This is a genomic window from Clostridium frigidicarnis (assembly GCF_900111985.1).
GTDB lineage: Bacteria > Bacillota > Clostridia > Clostridiales > Clostridiaceae > Clostridium_Z > Clostridium_Z frigidicarnis.
Window position 1 is genome coordinate 61,219 of sequence record NZ_FOKI01000006.1, and the last position, 18,272, is coordinate 79,490.

Consider the following 18,272-nt stretch of genomic DNA (forward strand, 5'->3'; position numbering starts at 1 on the left):
TCCATATTCTTATTATATAATCAAATATAATTTTTGTCTATATATACATAAACATATATATTAAAAATCTATATCATCCATAACGCTATATAGATATAACTATTTCACAACTACTACAATATCTTTGTTTTTAATTTAATTGTTTTACATTATTCAATTATTGAACATTATAGGTGTACAATCCCACCTATAATTTTTTTAGGCTATATTCCAACACTATTCTAAAACATATCCTTATTAAAAAATAAAAGCTATGAAATATAGGGCTTTATTCCCTTAATTCCATAGCTTTGTAACTTTATATCCTATTTAATTTTATAGACTAAACCTTTGTATAGCCCTTTTATTTATGCTAGAACTTTTTTTCTCATATACAATCTAAAACTAATTTCTTCAACAAGAGTAAATAAACTGCTTGTTATTTTCTTTCATGTTCTAATCCTTATACTAATTAAAATATTATTTATTTTCTAACTCAGCTTTAATATCTATAATTCTTTTATTAAGTACTGGATGCATTAAATATGGTGATATATTGCTTAATGGCTCAAGCACAAACATTCTTTCCTGAATTCTTGGATGTGGTATTATGGTTTTCTCTGAACCTATAATTAAATCATCATAAAATAATATATCTAAATCTATAGTTCTAGGACCCCATTTTATAATTCTTTCTCTTTTTAAATCTTTCTCACACTGAAGTAAAAAATCCATAAGCTCATCTGGAGTTAAAATTGTTTTAACCATGCAAACTGAATTTAAAAATTCATCTTGATCTGTATAACCCCAAGGTTCTGTTTTTAAAAATGGTGCTACTTTAATAACCTTAGTATGTTCACAATTTATCATTTCTAATGCATTGTTTAAATTTTCTTCTTTATTTCCCATATTAGAACCTAGTGCTATATATGATATATGCCAAGCTCTTTCAATACATACCTCTACATAGTCTAGAGGTCTTCCAATAGGTGCCCAAGGTTTTTTAATTGATACTTTAACTTTATCTATAAAATCATATTCTTTTAATATAAATTCTGCTAAAGCTTCAGTAGCTTCCTCTATTAAATCATAACTTTTCTTTTTAAACTCTTCTTCTACTTTATGACTTAGCTCTCCATAGTGTACTGATTTCGTTAAATCTCCAGTCTTTCCAGCTTCTCTAAGAGATAAAAATAATTCCATAGTTATTAAAAATTTTTGTCCTAATACCTTTTCTTCTTTGAAAACTCCATGATTTGCATATACTTCTAAATCTTTTACTAATATTCTATCTATACCTGCCATTTCTTATCTCCTTACCATAGCATCAGTCATTAAACATACTCTTTTGTTTTCCTTTACATCATGAACCCTTACAAAATCGCACCCCTTCATTATTCCAAGGGTTGTTGTTGCTAAAGTTCCCTCACCCCTTTCCTTAGGTGGTAAATTTAATGTAGTACCTATCATTGATTTTCTTGAGGTTCCAAGAAGCCATGAATAGCCTAGTTCATTTAATTTTTCTAGTTTATTCATTGTCTCTAGATTTTCTTCATAATCTTTTGCAAAACCAATACCTGGATCTAATATAATATTTTCATTTCTAACTCCAGCATTCTTTGCAATTTCTATACTTTCTCTAAGATCATTTAATATATCTTCCATTAAATTCTTATAATTTCTATCTTCTCTATTATGCATTATGCAACAAGGCACATCATATTCAGCTGCAATTTTTGCAATATCCTTATCTTTTTTAAATCCCCAAACATCATTTATCATATTTGCCCCTGCTTCAATTGCTTTTTTTGCAACTTCTGCTTTGTATGTATCTATAGATATTGGTATATGAGGAAACTCTTTTCTTAATGCTTTTATTACAGGCACAACTCTTTTTAATTCTTCTTCCTCATCAACTGGAGTATGAGTAGGTCTTGTAGATTCCCCCCCAACATCTATTATGTCAACGCCCTCATCTATCATTTCCCCTGCATGTTTTACTGCTCTATCTATATTATCAAAATCCCCTCCATCTGAGAATGAATCTGGGGTTACATTTAATATTCCCATGACATAAGTTCTTTCACCTAATATAAACTCTTTTTCCCCTATGTTTAATAATATTTTATCTCTAAACATTTAATCACTCCTAATTAATAAGTTATATAAACATTCTTTTTCTCATCATCCCAATTACATTTTTTAATTGCCTTACAACTAAAACATCCTCTTGACATTTTGTCGCTTCTATAAATTATATTTTCAATAGACGATTCATCTGATATAAAATTTCTATGATTTAATATACCTCTTAATATAATTTCAATTTCCTCTTTATTAAATCCACTTTGTTCTAATATAGGAATAGCTAATTCACAACTTGCCTTATGATGAGGTATACCCTCTTTGTATTGTTTAAACCTTCCTATATCGTGCAATAAACCTATAGCATATATTACGTCCTTGCTATAAGATAATTTTTTTTCTAATGAGATTATATATGCTATCCTAGCAACATCTAAGAAATGTTTAAGGTCATGTGTACAAAACTCTCTATCTTTTTCACAATCCTCTATTTCCTTTAGATAACTTATATAATCTTTATTATTTAATATTAAATTTATTTTGTCCTGTACTTTCATAGACTTTAACTCCCATCCTTATAAAAAAAGCTACGACCTTTTTTAATTGACAATTGAGAATTTAAAATTGACGATTCAGGTTGAAAATCACAGATTTTCTTTAATTACATTTTTTAATTTTAGAAATCTTACTGAGAAGACTTCATCCTTCATTCTCAATTCTTAATCGTCAATTGTAAATTCATTTAAATCTTCCTGAGAAGATTTATCCGCAACTTGTCACTTGCAACTTGTAACTGATTAAAACTCTCTTTAATCCTAGACTTTATCAGTATTTTAAGATTAAATTTTTTATACTCTCCTGTACATTAACAATATGTACAAGTATCATATACCTTACAAAGTCATAAGTTTATATACCTCATCTCGTAAGTCCTTATCCTTTTCAAACTCACCTTTATAACAAAGTGTAACAGTTCTACTTCCAGGTTTTTTTATTCCTCTCATTGTCATACATAGATGTTCCCCTTGTACCATAACCATAACACCTTTAGCATCCAGATGTTCCATTAAAGCCTCTGCTATATCAGTAGTCATCTTTTCTTGAAGTTGAGGCCTTTTAGCATACACATCCACACATCTTGCAAGTTTACTAAGTCCAGCAACTTTACCATTAGGTATGTATGCTATGTGAGCTTTACCAAAGAACGGTAAGAAATGATGTTCACACATTGAATAATAAGTTATATCTTTTTCTATTACAAGATTATCTTCCTTTACCTCAAACGTCTTACTTAAATGAGTTGAAACATCTTCATATAGCCCACTAAAAACCTCTGAGTACATTCTAGCTATTCTATCTGGAGTTTCTTTTAATCCTTCTCTATTTGGATTTTCTCCTATGCCTTCTATTATTAGCTTTACGCCTTCTCTTATTTTATTTTCGTCTATCATAAAAATCCCTACCTCTCTTCAAAGTCTAAATAGGTTTTTAATATTTCATAGGTTTTTTCATACTTTAAATTCAAATCATAGCCTTCTATTTTATTAACTTTCATAATTCCCATCAAAGAGTTTGTTAAAAATATTTCATGGCTAGATTTTAAATCTTCTAATGTATATAATCCTTCATGAACCTTAAAATTATCTATAACCCATTGTCTTAATATTCCATTTAACAAGCCACTACATATTTTAGGTGTATAAATTTCATTATTCTTAATAAAAAATATGTTGGTTGTTGCTCCTTCGGTTATTTCATATCTCTCATTTAAAAATAATGGTTCATCAAATCCTAGTGTAAATGCATTTCTCTTTTCTAGTATATTTTCACCATAATTTAATGTTTTGTGATATGTTAATAGTGATTTTGAATTTCTTCTATACTCACTAAAATATACATTAAATCCTCTTTTATAGTAGTCACTAGTATATGGTATAGATCTAGTAGAAAAAACTATATTTTCACTAGTTACCAAAATTTTAAAAGCAATATTTTTTAAGTTGTTACTAGTTATATATTTATATATTTTGTCTACTGAAATCTCTTTCTTTATATTTAAAGCATTTAAAGTATTTTTTAATCTTTCTATATGTTCTTCCAAAAGTATTGCTTTTCCACCATTAGAAATTTTAATGGTTTCAAATGCACCTAATCCAAAATTCAATCCGTCATCTAATACTAATTCCCCAGTGTTAGACTCATTTATTAATATCATGCGATCATATCCTTATTGCAAAACTTTTATTAAAGCTTTAGCCTTATGAAGTGTTTCTTCGTATTCATCTTCTTTATTGGATTCAAAGGTTATTCCTCCTCCAACTCCAAAATAGGCTGTATCATCTTCTTTAAGTATAGTCCTTATAACAATATTAAAGTCTGAATTTCCTCTATAATCAAAATATCCTATAGCTCCTGTATATATGTTTCTTCTTAGCTCTTCAACTTCTTCTATAACTTCCATAGCCCTTATTTTTGGAGCTCCTGTTATAGATCCACCTGGATAACACTGTTTAATACACTCTATGCTTGATACGTCATCTCTAAGTGTTCCTTCAATTGTAGATACTAAGTGAAATACAGTTGCATATTTTTCTATTACAAACAACTCTGTTACTTTAACTGAGTTATTTTTGCATACTTTACTTAAATCGTTTCTCTCTAAATCAACTATCATTAGAAGCTCAGATTTATCTTTTTCTGAATTTATAAGCTCAATCTTATTTTTTTCATCCTCTAATTTATCTTTTCCTCTTGGTCTTGTCCCTTTTATAGGTCTAGTTTCAACTTTTCTATTATATATCTTCATAAATCTTTCAGGAGAAGAACTTATAACTTCAAAACCCTCAAGTTCCATAAATGCTGCAAAAGGTGCCTTGTTTATAATTCTTAAATCTTTATATATTTCATAAGAAGGCTTATTACAATTACATGAAAATCTCTGTGTTAAATTAGATATATAAATATCTCCACTTCTTATATATTCCCTAAAAGTTTCCACTGCACCCAAATAACTATTTTTAGAAAAATTAGATTTTAAGCACTTTTCTGTTTTATTAATTATTTCTTCATAAACGACCTGTTTACCTTCTTTAATTCTTTGTAATATGTTACAAATCGATTGTTTTTTCGGTTCTTTTACACCTAATGCAGTTACATAATTTTTATTATTTTTGTGATCAAAAATAATTATATTATCATAAAATACAAAATAACTATGAGGAATCTTAACATCCTCTTTTGCCGTAGTTGGGAGTTTTTCTAAAGTTCTTCCCATATCATAAGAAAAATAGCCAATTGCTCCAGATAAAAATGGGATACTATTGTCATTAGTTATTTTATACTTGTTCATTAACTTCTCTAGTGCATTAAATGGTTCTTCTATAGAGAGCTCCCCATTTATCCAAACATTGTTATCATAAGATTTAAAAGTTAGAAAAGGATTTACCCCAATAAATGAATAATCACCTAAATTGTTTTCTCTTAAAGCACTATCTAAAAATATTGAATTTTTCTCTCTAAATAGAGTATATATGCTAAAAGTATCTAAACTACTGCTAAACTCCTCTATTAAAACTTCCATGTTATAACTCCTTACATTCTATTATGAAATTTCTTAATATGTCATGTCCACACTCTGTAAGAACAGCTTCAGGATGAAACTGGACACCTTCTACATGAAATCTTTTGTGCCTTAACCCCATAATAACCTTGTCATTAGTTTCACATGTTATTTCTAGTTCACTTGGTAATGTTTCTCTATCAACAACTAAAGAATGATATCTCGTAACCTTTAGTGGGTTCTTTACGTTTTTAAAAACTCCTTTATTATTGTGAGTTACTTCACTTACCTTTCCATGAACTGGTTTCTCACCCTTAACAACATTGCCACCAAAATAATGTCCTATGCATTGATGTCCTAAACAAATACCAAGTATAGGTATTTTACCTTTAAACCCATCAATAACTTTAAGGCACTCTCCTGCTTCTATAGGATTTTTAGGTCCTGGAGAAATTATTATACCTTTTGGGTTTAATTTTTCTATATATCCATTATCTATTTCATCATTTCTCTTAACAACTATTTCTTCCCCTAATTCTTTAAAATATCTTACCAAATTGTAAACAAAAGAATCATAATTATCAATCATTAAAAACATATATTTCTCACCTTTTTATTCACTATTACTTTACACAATAATAACATAATTTTGCAACATTCGCTATTATGATTTTCATTTATCTAATAATTTTATTATTAATAGTATTTTCTCATACCTCTTTTTTAAAAATTGAAAATTAAAGTTGATTTTTCTGCGAAAAATCTAAAATTCAATTATTACTTTTCCTTATCTGTGAAGAAAAACATTCCTCATTTTCAAATCTTAATTATCGATTTTCAACTAACTAAACATGAAGTTGATTAACCTATTTATTAAAGTTATACTTAAACTAGACTTCATTGAAAGGACGTGATATTGTAATGAAAATTGATTTACATACCCATTCAAATAAATCAGACGGCATTTTATCTCCTAAGGAGCTTGTTCATCTTGCTAAAAATCAAGGAGTTGACATATTAGCTTTAACGGACCATGATACTGTAGCTGGTGTTACAGAAGCTGTTGAAGAAGGTAAAAATATAAATTTAAGAGTAATACCTGGTATAGAACTCTCCACCCAGTACAGAGAAAGCACTGTCCATATATTGGGGTACTTTACAGATGAAAGCTATAAGGATGAGAATCTTATTAATTTTTTAAAAGATTTAGAACTTCACAGAATAAGCCGTGGTAAAAAAATTGTAGAAAACTTAAAAACTTATTTTGACATAGATTTAGATTTTGAAAAAGTGCTAAAGGAAAGTAAGGGTGTCCTTGCTCGTCCTCACATTGCTAAAGCTATAATAGATGCTGGATATAATTATACCTTTGATAAGATTTTTGATAAACTACTTGGAAATAATAGCCCTGCATATGTTCCTAATAAAAAGGTTTCAACTTTAGAAGGTATAAATCTTCTTAAAAAGTATGGATGTGTAACTAGTTTTGCTCATCCTGTGCTTATAAAAAAACATTATTTAGAAGAGATTGCAAATCTTCCATTTGACTGTTTAGAAGGATTTTATTACAAAAACTCTTCAGGAGATGAAAGAAGATTTATAAACCTAAGTAAAAAATCTAATAAAGGACTTACATGTGGTTCTGATTTTCATGGTCATGGAAAAGGTGATACTAAACATGGATATGTAGGATGTATGAATGTTCCTCTTGAATATATTTCTAGCTTTTTAGAAATGTTAGACAAATAAAAAATAAACTTCATCTAAACATGAAAATAGAATGATAACCACTGTAAACAAGCAAATTTCACCTAGCATTCTAAAGTGAAAAAAGCATTACTTCCTAAATTTCAATAACTCACTAGGTTCAAACAATTGAAATTCTTAACGGAAGCACTACTTTTTTCACTAAGAATACTTACGGTTCATCTGATAGTTTACTAATACTTATCATTCTATTTTCATTAAGATAATTTTATATTATAACCAAGTTTTTCTGAACGCAGAAAAAAATCACAGATAATAGGATTCAAAACATTAAATCCTATTGTCTGTGCTTGTTAGTTACTCGTAATTATATTTATTTTATATATTAATGCTTGAAAATATTTACATACTACCTATCATTGTCGCTAGTATGTTTCTTTGCATCATTTGTTATAACTTGATTATCATCTAATTTTTTAGGCTCAACTTTAGTTTCTTGATCTTTAACAATAATATCAGATGTTACTTCTGAAGGCTCATCACCTAAATACCACTTAGCTACAGTTTCAGGGTTACTTATTAATCCTGCCATAACCAGTATTGATAAAAGAGCTGTTACTAATTCAGTGTAATTAGCTGGTAATACCTTTAATCCAAATGCATTTAAAACTAATGGAATAAAAGCAAATATAGAAACCCACAGCCCATAATTTTTCCATCGGTTGTTACTCATTCTTACACCTCCGTAATAATTTCATATTACATAATATGATTTTTATACTTTAAAGTTACAATGATCAAATACAATCCCTTAAATTTAATTTTTTCAAATTAATGCAAAGAAAAAAACAGCTATGATATGTAAGGTTTATCATAACTGCTTTTATTGAATAAGGTTTAAGAGAAATATTGTGTTTTAAATATTTATATAATGTAACGATATACATTTGGATATCGTTTACACAAGGCCGTTTAAAGTAAATAAATTTTTGAATATATCATCTATATTTTCTTCTGTAAGTGTGTTTATTTCTCTATTTGGAATATCTGAATTTAGATACTCTATATAATATATTCCTTCTACTAATTCAATATGAGAAAATACATTAAAATGTTTATTCTTTTTTAAATCTTTTAATTCTAGTTGTACATATTTATCACTATTTTTATTTACTGATATTAATAACTTACTATTTATATCTATATAATTTTCAAAATCACTGTTAATGTCTTTAATATTTTTTATTCCATATTTTTCTTTATAATTATTCATGCTGTGCACAAAATTTTCCATAGCTCTTCCAATAACACTAAAGTCTATACCTGATTCTTTAATTTTAATCATATAATTTTCCTTCCAATCCATATTATTGACCATCCTTTCAAAAGATATATTATACTATACATTATATTATGTTATACTAATATGTTTCATTAAAGCTTATTATTTTATTTAATATTTTAAATAGCCCTTTAGAATACTCTTTATATTATATAAAGTAACACATTGATGGGTTAATTACAACCAAAATATGTTTTTTTATATAAACAACCAAAAACGAATAATAGATATTGTATAATTTTACAATTGCCATTTTTTGTCCCATATGGGCTTTTAAAAAACCCATATGGAATAACAAAAAAAATTCATGTACCATGAAAACACAGGGGTAACCAACACAAACTCACTAGCTACGCATATCATCCTAAGTTATAAAAAAGCATCGCTAGTTAGATTCCAATACCTTACTTCAATTAAAACAAATTGGAATTCTTAACACAATGAATATTTTTGCAAATCATATGTTTAAAACATCTTAATATGGATATAATTTTAACTAAGGTGTTGCAAATAGCCTTTAAGATATATATTCATATTAGTTTTCATTTTTCTCAAATAACTCCTAAAACAATATATATGATAAAAGGATAGTTTTTAAATATAACTATCCTTTTGTTTTTTAATTGTTAAATATTCTAATTAACTTCAGTATTAATATATACCTTTATGACACTCCTTTATATTCATTCTTATACAATAAAAAAAGCCATGCACTTCTCTCATCTGATTTATTCAGAACAGAAATTCACATGGCTTCCTTTAATTAAAAATCATTGTTTCAACTTGATTAATTTATACATTAATTAATGTTGTAAAGCTTTATATTATAAGAGTTTTCTAAGCTTCTAATAAGAATGCATAGTAACCTCTCATTGTTTCATATATATCTGCTTTAGATGCTATTTCCCATGGAGCATGCATGTTGTGTAATGCAACACCACAGTCTATAACTTCCATTCCGTATTCAGCTAATATATAAGCGATTGTACCACCGCCTCCTTGGTCCACTTTTCCAAGCTCAGCTGTTTGCCAAGAAACCTCATGTTTATCCATTATACTTCTTATTTGAGCAACGAATTCAGCATTTGCATCATTACATCCAGATTTTCCTCTAGCTCCAGTATATTTGCAGAATACTATACCTTTACCAAAGTATGCACAGTTCTTCTTTTCCATAACTGCTGGGTAATTTGGATCAAATGCAGCACTAACGTCTGAAGATAACATTTTAGAATTAGCTAATGCTCTTCTAACTTTTAATTCACTGTATTGTCCTAATCTATCCATTATTTCAGCTACTGCATTTTCAAAGAATCTTGATTGCATTCCTGTAGCCCCTATACTTCCTACTTCTTCTTTATCAACAAGTAATGTTACACAAGTTTTATCAGCTTCTTTTAATTTTAACATTGCATCAAAAGATGTGTATGCACATATTCTGTCATCATGTCCATAAGCCATAACCATACTGTTATCTAGACCACAATGTCTAGCTCTTCCAGCTGGAACTACTTCTAATTCTCCTGAAACGAAATCTTCTTCAGTTATTCCGTATTTTTCATTTAATAGTCTTAATATATTAAGTTTAACCCTATTTTTAGCTTCTTTATCTTCTACTGGAATAGATCCGACACATATATTAAGATCTTCTCCTTCTATACCTGTTCCTAATTTCTTTTGCATTTGATCTGCTGATAAATGTATTAATAAATCAGATATTCCAACTACTGGATCTTTATCATCTTCACCAATAACTATCTCTACAAGACTTCCATCTTTTTTAACAATAACTCCATGTATTGCTAGTGGAATTGTAACCCATTGATATTTCTTAACTCCACCATAATAGTGAGTTTCCATCATAGCTAAATCTGTATCTTCATATAATGGATTTTGTTTTAAATCTAATCTTGGAGAGTCTATATGAGCACCTAATATCCTCATACCTTTTTCAAATGGTTCATTTCCTATTAAGAACATTGCCAAACATTTTCCCATATAATTTACATATACTTTATCCCCAACAGATATCTTGTCACCATTTTTTATAATATCATTTAAGTTCTTGTATCCAGCTTTTTCAGCTTCTATAACTAATTCATTTACACATTCTCTTTCAGTTTTGCATTTTGACATGAAATCTATGTATCTGTCAGATAATCCAAAAACTTTCTCTAAATCTTCTTTTGAATACTTTTCCCATGCATATTCATATTTTTTTGTTAAATCTTTTAGTTCCATAACCAATCCCCCATTTTTTCTTTTATAAATTGCTCTACTTATATAGTACATTATTTTTTTTAAAATTTCAAATATTGAAACACCTAATTAAATATGATACAATTTATGGCAAAATCGTTTTTTTCCACATTTATCTCTGGAACAATTTGAAAATTGTATGCTATTGCTACTTTACCACATTTTTCATTTAAAAGTGGTAAAAACCTATCATAGAATCCTCCACCATATCCAATTCTTCCACCATTTAAATCAAATGCAACGCCAGGAATAACGGCCAAATCTATATCATTCTCATTTATAACAATATTTTTTTCACTTATTTCCGGCTCTAAAATTCCTTGAAACCCTTTTCTTAAGTCATCAATACTTTTAATTTCCACAGCAACCATACCTTCAGCTTTAGATATAACCTTAGGCACACAAACTCTCTTGCCCTTGCCTAAAGCATGTCTTATTATCCTATAAGTATCAACTTCACTCTTATAGCTTACATATATAAACATAAGCTTACTTTCTTTGTATTCATCAATAGATATAACTTTATTAAATATTGTATCATTATATTCTTTAAGAGCTAAAGGAGAAACCTCCCCTCTAACCCTTAAAATTTCTTTTCTTATTTCAGATTTAGATAATGTCATCAGCTAAACCTTCCATTCTTCTTTCTATAATATCTACTGGTGATGTTTTTGCTAAAAAGCTATATCTATAGTTTGCTGCAGCCGCCTCAATAATAACTGCTATATTTCTACCTGGTCTTATAGGAACTCTAAGCCTTCTTACTGGAACATTTAAGATATCCATATACTCTTTATCCACTCCTAGCCTATCGTAGTTTCCATCATCTTTCCAATGTTCAAAATGAACTATTAAACTTATAGTCTTGTTTCTTATAATAGAACTCAAACCATATAATGCTGATACATCTATTATTCCCATCCCTCTAACTTCTAGCATTCCAAAAGTTATATCTGGAGACGTACCTTTTAAGAACCCATCTATGGCTTTAATATCAACAGCATCATCAGCTACTAATCTATGTCCTCTTTTTATAAGTTCCAAAGCTGTTTCACTTTTGCCTATACCGCTTTCTCCAGTTATAACTATTCCAATTCCATATACGTCTACTAATACTCCATGTATTCTTGTTTCTGGAGCTAGACATTCTGCTAAAAGATTAGATAATTTATTTATAAATTTAGTAGAGATCTCCTTACTTCTAAGAATCCATCTCTTATTCTTTTCAGCATACTCTATTAATTCTTTATGTGGCTCTTGATCTCTTGTAATGATTATACATGGCATGGTAAAACTCATAAATTTTTTTACTCTTTTTCTTCTAATTTCCACTTGCATATCATCTAAAAAGCTCCACTCAGCTCTTCCTATAATTTGTATTCTTTCATTTGCAAAATAATTATAGAAACCTGAAAGTTGAAGTCCTGGTCTATTTAAATCCGCAGTATTAATTTCTATTTCTCTATCACCCTCAACCAAAACCTCAAGATTCATTTTTTCTATAATATCCATAACTTTAATAGCCATATACACCACTCCTTTTAAAAGCCACTCCTATGACTTTTTACTAACTTGGCTAATTTGTGTTCTAAAATTATTTTTAACTCTATCTATGTAGTCTTTTCTTAATTCTTGTTGTTCTTTCTTTTCCTCTTCAGTTAATCCTTCTTCTTTACTTTTCTTATATAAATAATTTATTCTCGCTGTTAATTCTTCTAATTTCATTTGATTCAATCCTTTCCTCTACTATCACTATAATTTATCAAGTTATTCACTTAATTTTACTTCAAAAATAATACTTTTATCAAGGCTTACTTGTTATTTTTTAAATTTGCATTTTTATAATATAAATTTATGCCTTATGTTTTTCTTATTATATAATAAAAACCAAAGTATTTACAAACCTTATTAAATTATCCACTAATAACACTATTAAATATTTTCATTTTCTAACCTTTAACTTACTACTTACTAATTCACATTTTTAAATCTTACATCTTTTTAAACATCTTCTCACACTTATAGATTTAAATTACGACTAATTTCTACAAATATTTATACATGAACAGTACCTTTATTCAACATACAGTAACACTTTTAACGTTTTACCATTTTTTTCTATTTGCACTTTTGGTTTAGTTTTTTGTACTTTATGTTTCTTTTTGTATATATATGACTAATTTTTTTACTTTATTTATTCTCTATATTTGGTAAAATATTATTAGGATATTTATTTTTATTTTTATTTTTTTATTTTTAGAAGGAGTGATTTTAATATGTTTAATTCTAGCTGCGTTGAAAGTAGGCTAATCGAAAGTAGAATTGAGGACTTACGAAATAAACTTAATTCTTTAACATGTAATAATAGGCTTACAGACGATATAGTAATCCAGTACAGTGAAGAACTGGACGAGCTAATTGTAAAGTACCTAACTTGTACTAAGAAATATACTAACTAAGTTTTCTATGTAAAATTTTAAGAAACTATAGATAAGTAGTAAAATAGGAAGATTTAAAAATCTTCCTATTTTATCTTTATTTATATGTTTAGTGAATCTAAAACATCCTCTATATCATGAGATCCTTCTTCAAAGAATATAGCTACAAATTCAAGATAGTCATACTTTTCCTTATTTAAATCATAACAAATAAATTGTGCTTCTATTTCAAATTCATCCATTATCTCTTCTACTATTTCACCTACATTATCTATAGCTACATCATTAAGATAAGGTAAGAAATACTCATCATACCAAGTATCACTGTTTTCTTCTTCCTCACATTCATCCTTTGAATAAGCTCTAGCTGCTTCCATTTCCTCTTTATCAAAATCATAGAAAAATCTTATTACTTTACACCCATCTTTTTCATTTATCTCTTCAATATCAGTCAAATCATTTTTGCCAAGATATTCTAATACATTTTTTATATCCATATTAAATTCCTCCAATTTTTATCTATCATTGTTATTGTATAAAAGATCTTTATACTGTTTCTTTACAGCTTCAAATTCGTCATCATCTTCAACTAAATTTAATTCTTTATTTCCCTCTGGATAATCAACTCTAAATATAAAAGCATCATCCTCATTACCATCCTCTACAGGTGCTAATATTAAGTATTCTTTTTCATCTTCTGTTTCTTCATTCAAAAATATATGTGCGATTGCTTCAAAAGCAACTTTATTGCCATCTTCATCTTTAAAATACATTATTTCCTTATCTTCCACTACTATCACTCCAATTCAAATAATTTTATTCTACTTAGACTGTTTATCGTTTTAATATAAAATTAAAACAATATTAATTTTTCATAATTAAAACCAACTAAGGAATCTATTGATATTTACAATCATAGCATTTCATGTTTTAATTATCAACAATTTTTCATGAATTTTTTTCACTATACGACATATTAGAAAAGTATCCCATTTATATTTTTAATTTTATTTTAAATGTACTTTATATTTTCACAAATACAACATTTATACTTTTTGTGAAAAAGCAAAAATATATTCATATTTAGCACTTAAAAGATTTATATATTTGTATCTTTTATTTTGCAACAAAAAAAGTAAGGTCAAAATAATGACTTTACTTTAAAAATAATTAACTCTAAAATTTTCATACTAAAGTGAACAGTCTAGACTGTTCACTTCTTAAAATTTAAAATATATTATTTAATCTTTTCAGCTATATCATTTGCCAATTCATCAGCTTTCTTAAAGTCATCAGCTGAAGGTACGAAACAGAATTTCACTCCATCTGAAACCACATTGAATTTTAAGGCCTTTAGTCTATCTGTAAGCATTGGAACTCCTTCTCCACTCCATCCATAAGAACCAAATGCACCAGCAACCTTACCTCTATTAGTTATAGGACATATTTGAGATAATAAATCCCATGCAGGTTTAACTGCATCTTGATTTAATGTTGGCGAACCTACCAATATACCACTAGAATTTTCAACCTTATCGATTAATTGCCCCATATCACATTCTGTAATTTCATGACTTTCAGCAAAAATTCCAAGTTCATTTATTTTCTTTTCTAAATATTTTGCCATAACTTCTGTATTTCCATAAGCAGAAATATAGAATATTTGTATGTTCTTATCTTCTCTTTTGTTTTCTGTAGCCCATTCTTCATATAATTTCAAAGCCTCTTCTACTGTTTTTCCAACATGTATTGGTCCATGGCTTGGTGCTATCATATCAAAGTTTAATGGTTTTATTTTATCTAATGCCATTAAAACAAATCTTTTGAATGGTCCCATTATACAATCAAAGTAATACTTCATTTCTGCTTCATAATCACCAGCAACATCCCCTAGAACTCCATTTTCTGATGCATAATGGCATCCAGTAAAGTCACAAGTAAATAAGATTTTCTTTTCTATTGCATAAGTAAATATTGTATCTGGCCAGTGTAGGTTTGGAGCTGATACAAACTTTAATGTTGTTTTTCCAAGACATAAATCTTCTTTTGCTTCTATTGATTTAAATTCTCTATTCATTATATTTTTTAGATATATTATAGCAGCTCTTGATGCAACTACTGTTGCTTCTGGATAATCTTCTAAAAGTCTTATAACTGAACCACTGTGATCTAATTCAGTATGTTGTACTACTATATAATCTATTTTTTTATCTTGTATAACTTCTTTTATATTCTCTTTAAATTCCTTATAAAACCCATTTTTAACTGAATCTATTATTGCTATCTTTTCATCGTTTATTAGGTAAGAATTGTATGTTGTTCCCCTTTTTGTTTCCATTATTATATCAAATACTCTTAATTCTTTGTCTACTGCTCCAACCCAATATATGTTTTCTTTCATTTTTACAGCGCCCATGTGTAAATACCTCCTAAATGTACAAAGTGATCTATTTAAATTTAAAAATTTATTTACTATTATTTTCTTTATAATGTTATTTTATCACAATTGTTAACCATTTTAAATAGCAATCAATAATAATTATCCATTCAAAACCTTTGTTATTTAACTAGTTCTGAACAAATACCATTAAAAAATATATATTCATAATGAAGTGCCCTAGTTAATACAACATATAATAATTTTTTGTCTAGATTATTGTCTCCATAGTTTATATTATTACAATTATATACTATGGAAGCATCAAACTCCAATCCCTTTGTCATGTAGGATGGTATTATTATATTTTCCATTGATATTATGGAATCATTGTCTTTTATCAAATTCCATGTATGCTTAGAGTTCTTTTTCATGTAATTGTATATTGTCTTACACTCTTTTTGTGTTCTACATATAACGGCTGTTGATTGTTTTCCATTATTCTTTATATTATCTACTATTTTATCTAGCTCAGTAGTAAATTCACTATTGTTTTTAAATTCGTGAATTTCTGGTTCCATACCATGTCTTAAAACTGGCATTGCAGGTTTTAAACTATTTTCTTGTTTAGCTAAAACCTTATTTGCAAAATTTATTATTTCCACAGTAGATCTATAACTTTGAGTTAAAGGCGTATACACAGCATTATTATTAAATACCAGCTCAATTACCTTGCTCCAAGTATCTATTCCCTTATAATAATAAATACCCTGTCCTATGTCTCCAACAATAGTTAAAGATTCACCTTTAGCCATATATTTTAATATTTCCATCTGTATAAAACCATAGTCTTGAGCTTCATCCACTACAAGATGAGAAAATTTATAATTTTCAGGTACCTCCTCTAACTTAAACTTTAAATATAACATAGGTGCTAAATCATCACTATCTACTACTTTACTTTCAATATCATTTTTAAGTTTTTCTTTCATATATTTATATAATTCTTCTGGTATTCTATCATCTGTAGCTATTGAGAACATAGCCTCATCTTCAAAAAACCTTGAGTAAATTGTTTTTGAATCTAAACTTTTCCAAGCTTTAAAATATTCCTCTACAGCCTTTTTACTATTTTTTTTAAGTAATTCCTTTTTCTTATCTCTCTCATCGTAAGTTTTTATTATAATCTTTCTTCTTTCTTCATTATCTACCATTTCTCTTTTAATCTTAAATATCTCGCCATCATACTTCATTTCTAATTTTTCTATAGCATTTTCTATTCTATCTTTTAATCTTAAGGTTATATATCTTTTAATTTCATCTTTTCTTTTGTTAACTGGTAGATGCATTAAATCTTTCAAAAATAATCTTCTTATTTCCTTACCGTCAACAAGTTCTTCATCTTTAACTATTATAGAATCTATTTTAGCTTGCTCTATTTGTATAAGCTTTATATATCTGTCTAACATAGTTTTAAATGCTAATGAATTTTTCACCTTACTTGAAGATGTTATTAATTTTTTTTCTTCTTCATCATTCATTTCCAAAACCTGTGCTAGTTTTTTATCCTTATTAATTACTTTTCCCTTTAACTTTAAAGCCTCTACTGCTATTTCTTCGAAAGTCTTTTGCTTTACTTCCATAGCTCCAAGGGATGGCAACACATCTGATATATAATCTAAGAATACTTTATTTGGTGCTATTACCAAAATATCCTCTGGATTTAATGTTTTATTATATCTATATATAAGATAAGCAAGTCTATGTAGTGCAACTGTTGTTTTTCCTGATCCCGCTGATCCTTGAACTATTATTGGCTGTGTTTTAGGTGCTCTTATTATATCATTTTGTTCCTTTTGTATTGTTGCAACTACATCCTTTAGCTTTGATCCTGTACTTTCCTCTAAAGTTATTTTAAGAAACTCATCAATTAAAGCATTTTCATCCTCTATCCCTGAATTTCTAATTATAATATCGTTTATTCCCTCATCAAAAATATCCTCTATGTCATTTTCCTTATATCTAAACTTTCTTTTTAACGAGAGTTCTCCCTCGATTATTCCTATAGGTGCTCTATATTCAGTCCAACCTTGAGTTCCACTATAATAAAGATCTGCTAAGGGTTCTCTCCAGTCTATAACCTTTTGATCTCCTGTCTCCCAATCACCTATGCTAAACTTTCCTATATAAAAGCTTTCTTTTTCTTTCATATATTCACGGAAATCAATTCTTGCAAAATATGGTTTATCAATTGCCTCTGTATAGTTTTGTATGTTTTTAAGTACTGCATCCTGTCTTATGTTGTTTGCTTGAAGATCATTATGATTTGCCATAACACCACCTTTAGTTAAAGATGCTATTCTGTTTTTGATATTTTCATTTTTATCTTCTAATTTTGGTATTTCCTCTAAAAGCCATTTTTTTGTTTCATGGAGCTTCTCTTTCTCAAAGATTAACTCATTATTTTCCATATAATCACCTCTCTTTAAAACCTGTTAATTATATGATTGTTTGCATAATTTGTCA

General features: G+C 27.9%; 19 protein-coding genes. 2 read left to right on the plus strand and 17 right to left on the minus strand.

The annotated features are described in order from the left end of the window. Positions 1-459 precede the first annotated feature (459 nt). From folK to BM119_RS05015, 7 genes are all read right to left on the minus strand, one after another. Positions 460-1,275 (minus strand): 2-amino-4-hydroxy-6-hydroxymethyldihydropteridine diphosphokinase, encoded by an 816-nt coding sequence (gene folK, locus BM119_RS04985; protein ID WP_090039639.1) that lies wholly within the window; start codon positions 1,273-1,275, stop codon positions 460-462. A gap of 12 nt (positions 1,276-1,287) precedes the next feature. Further along, positions 1,288-2,118, minus strand: a complete 831-nt coding sequence (gene folP / locus BM119_RS04990) for a dihydropteroate synthase (protein WP_090039439.1) — start codon at positions 2,116-2,118, stop codon at positions 1,288-1,290. A 14-nt stretch (positions 2,119-2,132) separates the two neighbouring features. Next, the gene (locus tag BM119_RS04995) at positions 2,133-2,621 is read right to left on the minus strand and encodes an HD domain-containing protein (RefSeq protein ID WP_090039441.1); all 489 of its coding nucleotides are present in this window, start codon (positions 2,619-2,621) and stop codon (positions 2,133-2,135) included. A gap of 336 nt (positions 2,622-2,957) precedes the next feature. Continuing rightward, on the minus strand, positions 2,958-3,512 hold the full coding sequence (gene folE, locus BM119_RS05000; protein ID WP_341465746.1) for a GTP cyclohydrolase I FolE: 555 nt from the start codon (positions 3,510-3,512) through the stop codon (positions 2,958-2,960). Positions 3,513-3,523: 11 nt separating this feature from the next. Continuing rightward, on the minus strand, positions 3,524-4,279 hold the full coding sequence (locus tag BM119_RS05005) for an aminotransferase class IV (protein WP_090039444.1): 756 nt from the start codon (positions 4,277-4,279) through the stop codon (positions 3,524-3,526). A gap of 12 nt (positions 4,280-4,291) precedes the next feature. Continuing rightward, entirely contained in the window at positions 4,292-5,644 is a 1,353-nt protein-coding gene (pabB, locus tag BM119_RS05010) for an aminodeoxychorismate synthase component I (protein WP_090039446.1), read from the minus strand. A 1-nt stretch (position 5,645) separates the two neighbouring features. After that, positions 5,646-6,221, minus strand: a complete 576-nt coding sequence (locus tag BM119_RS05015) for an anthranilate synthase component II (RefSeq protein WP_090039448.1) — start codon at positions 6,219-6,221, stop codon at positions 5,646-5,648. 323 nt (positions 6,222-6,544) lie between these two features. On the opposite strand from BM119_RS05015, the gene BM119_RS05020 reads away from it, so the two are divergent. Next, complete coding sequence (locus BM119_RS05020) at positions 6,545-7,372, plus strand: PHP domain-containing protein (protein WP_341465744.1); 828 nt, start codon at positions 6,545-6,547, stop codon at positions 7,370-7,372. A 367-nt stretch (positions 7,373-7,739) separates the two neighbouring features. Here the strand turns inward: BM119_RS05020 and BM119_RS20490 are convergent, their stop codons facing one another. From BM119_RS20490 to BM119_RS05050, 6 genes are all read right to left on the minus strand, one after another. Next, positions 7,740-8,063, minus strand: a complete 324-nt coding sequence (locus BM119_RS20490; protein ID WP_341465745.1) for a holin — start codon at positions 8,061-8,063, stop codon at positions 7,740-7,742. Positions 8,064-8,288: 225 nt separating this feature from the next. After that, positions 8,289-8,696, minus strand: coding sequence for a hypothetical protein (locus BM119_RS05030; RefSeq protein WP_090039449.1), 408 nt, complete (start codon positions 8,694-8,696; stop codon positions 8,289-8,291). An 813-nt stretch (positions 8,697-9,509) separates the two neighbouring features. Next, positions 9,510-10,913, minus strand: a complete 1,404-nt coding sequence (locus BM119_RS05035) for an aminopeptidase (protein WP_090039451.1) — start codon at positions 10,911-10,913, stop codon at positions 9,510-9,512. 83 nt (positions 10,914-10,996) lie between these two features. Then, positions 10,997-11,554 (minus strand): 5-formyltetrahydrofolate cyclo-ligase, encoded by a 558-nt coding sequence (locus tag BM119_RS05040; protein ID WP_090039452.1) that lies wholly within the window; start codon positions 11,552-11,554, stop codon positions 10,997-10,999. Further along, the gene (hprK, locus tag BM119_RS05045; RefSeq protein ID WP_090039454.1) at positions 11,541-12,458 is read right to left on the minus strand and encodes an HPr(Ser) kinase/phosphatase; all 918 of its coding nucleotides are present in this window, start codon (positions 12,456-12,458) and stop codon (positions 11,541-11,543) included. The genes BM119_RS05040 and hprK overlap by 14 nt, the downstream gene beginning before the upstream one ends. Before the next feature lie 27 nt (positions 12,459-12,485). Next, positions 12,486-12,656, minus strand: coding sequence for a DUF896 domain-containing protein (locus tag BM119_RS05050; RefSeq protein WP_090039456.1), 171 nt, complete (start codon positions 12,654-12,656; stop codon positions 12,486-12,488). Between the two features lie 551 nt (positions 12,657-13,207). Here BM119_RS05050 and BM119_RS05055 point away from each other — a divergent pair. Continuing rightward, on the plus strand, positions 13,208-13,390 hold the full coding sequence (locus tag BM119_RS05055) for an aspartyl-phosphate phosphatase Spo0E family protein (protein ID WP_090039458.1): 183 nt from the start codon (positions 13,208-13,210) through the stop codon (positions 13,388-13,390). 80 nt (positions 13,391-13,470) lie between these two features. Here BM119_RS05055 and BM119_RS05060 read toward each other — a convergent pair whose 3' ends face one another. The 4 genes from BM119_RS05060 to helD all read right to left on the minus strand — a co-directional run bounded on the left by BM119_RS05060 (position 13,471) and on the right by helD (position 18,217). Next, positions 13,471-13,866 (minus strand): hypothetical protein, encoded by a 396-nt coding sequence (locus BM119_RS05060; protein WP_090039459.1) that lies wholly within the window; start codon positions 13,864-13,866, stop codon positions 13,471-13,473. Positions 13,867-13,884: 18 nt separating this feature from the next. Next, a complete protein-coding gene (locus BM119_RS05065; RefSeq protein ID WP_090039461.1) occupies positions 13,885-14,160 on the minus strand; it encodes a DUF1292 domain-containing protein in 276 nt (91 codons plus the stop codon). A 446-nt stretch (positions 14,161-14,606) separates the two neighbouring features. Beyond that, positions 14,607-15,785, minus strand: coding sequence for an FprA family A-type flavoprotein (locus tag BM119_RS05070; RefSeq protein ID WP_090039462.1), 1,179 nt, complete (start codon positions 15,783-15,785; stop codon positions 14,607-14,609). 143 nt (positions 15,786-15,928) lie between these two features. Continuing rightward, positions 15,929-18,217 carry an RNA polymerase recycling motor HelD gene (gene helD, locus BM119_RS05075; RefSeq protein ID WP_090039464.1) on the minus strand — a complete coding sequence of 763 codons (2,289 nt, stop codon included), beginning with the start codon at positions 18,215-18,217 and terminating at the stop codon, positions 15,929-15,931. Positions 18,218-18,272: the final 55 nt, after the last annotated feature.

What these genes read in the sequence shown, in the direction of transcription:
- folP (WP_090039439.1), bottom strand. Translation starts at nt 2,118, where the DNA reads ATGTTTAGAGATAAAATATTATTAAACATAGGGGAAAAAGAGTTTATA.
- BM119_RS04995 (WP_090039441.1), bottom strand. Translation starts at nt 2,621, where the DNA reads ATGAAAGTACAGGACAAAATAAATTTAATATTAAATAATAAAGATTAT.
- BM119_RS05005 (WP_090039444.1), bottom strand. Translation starts at nt 4,279, where the DNA reads ATGATATTAATAAATGAGTCTAACACTGGGGAATTAGTATTAGATGAC.
- pabB (WP_090039446.1), bottom strand. Translation starts at nt 5,644, where the DNA reads ATGGAAGTTTTAATAGAGGAGTTTAGCAGTAGTTTAGATACTTTTAGC.
- BM119_RS05015 (WP_090039448.1), bottom strand. Translation starts at nt 6,221, where the DNA reads ATGTTTTTAATGATTGATAATTATGATTCTTTTGTTTACAATTTGGTA.
- BM119_RS05020 (WP_341465744.1), top strand. Translation starts at nt 6,545, where the DNA reads ATGAAAATTGATTTACATACCCATTCAAATAAATCAGACGGCATTTTA.
- BM119_RS20490 (WP_341465745.1), bottom strand. Translation starts at nt 8,063, where the DNA reads ATGAGTAACAACCGATGGAAAAATTATGGGCTGTGGGTTTCTATATTT.
- BM119_RS05030 (WP_090039449.1), bottom strand. Translation starts at nt 8,696, where the DNA reads ATGGATTGGAAGGAAAATTATATGATTAAAATTAAAGAATCAGGTATA.
- BM119_RS05035 (WP_090039451.1), bottom strand. Translation starts at nt 10,913, where the DNA reads ATGGAACTAAAAGATTTAACAAAAAAATATGAATATGCATGGGAAAAG.
- BM119_RS05040 (WP_090039452.1), bottom strand. Translation starts at nt 11,554, where the DNA reads ATGACATTATCTAAATCTGAAATAAGAAAAGAAATTTTAAGGGTTAGA.
- hprK (WP_090039454.1), bottom strand. Translation starts at nt 12,458, where the DNA reads ATGGCTATTAAAGTTATGGATATTATAGAAAAAATGAATCTTGAGGTT.
- BM119_RS05050 (WP_090039456.1), bottom strand. Translation starts at nt 12,656, where the DNA reads ATGAAATTAGAAGAATTAACAGCGAGAATAAATTATTTATATAAGAAA.
- BM119_RS05055 (WP_090039458.1), top strand. Translation starts at nt 13,208, where the DNA reads ATGTTTAATTCTAGCTGCGTTGAAAGTAGGCTAATCGAAAGTAGAATT.
- BM119_RS05060 (WP_090039459.1), bottom strand. Translation starts at nt 13,866, where the DNA reads ATGGATATAAAAAATGTATTAGAATATCTTGGCAAAAATGATTTGACT.
- BM119_RS05070 (WP_090039462.1), bottom strand. Translation starts at nt 15,785, where the DNA reads ATGGGCGCTGTAAAAATGAAAGAAAACATATATTGGGTTGGAGCAGTA.
- helD (WP_090039464.1), bottom strand. Translation starts at nt 18,217, where the DNA reads ATGGAAAATAATGAGTTAATCTTTGAGAAAGAGAAGCTCCATGAAACA.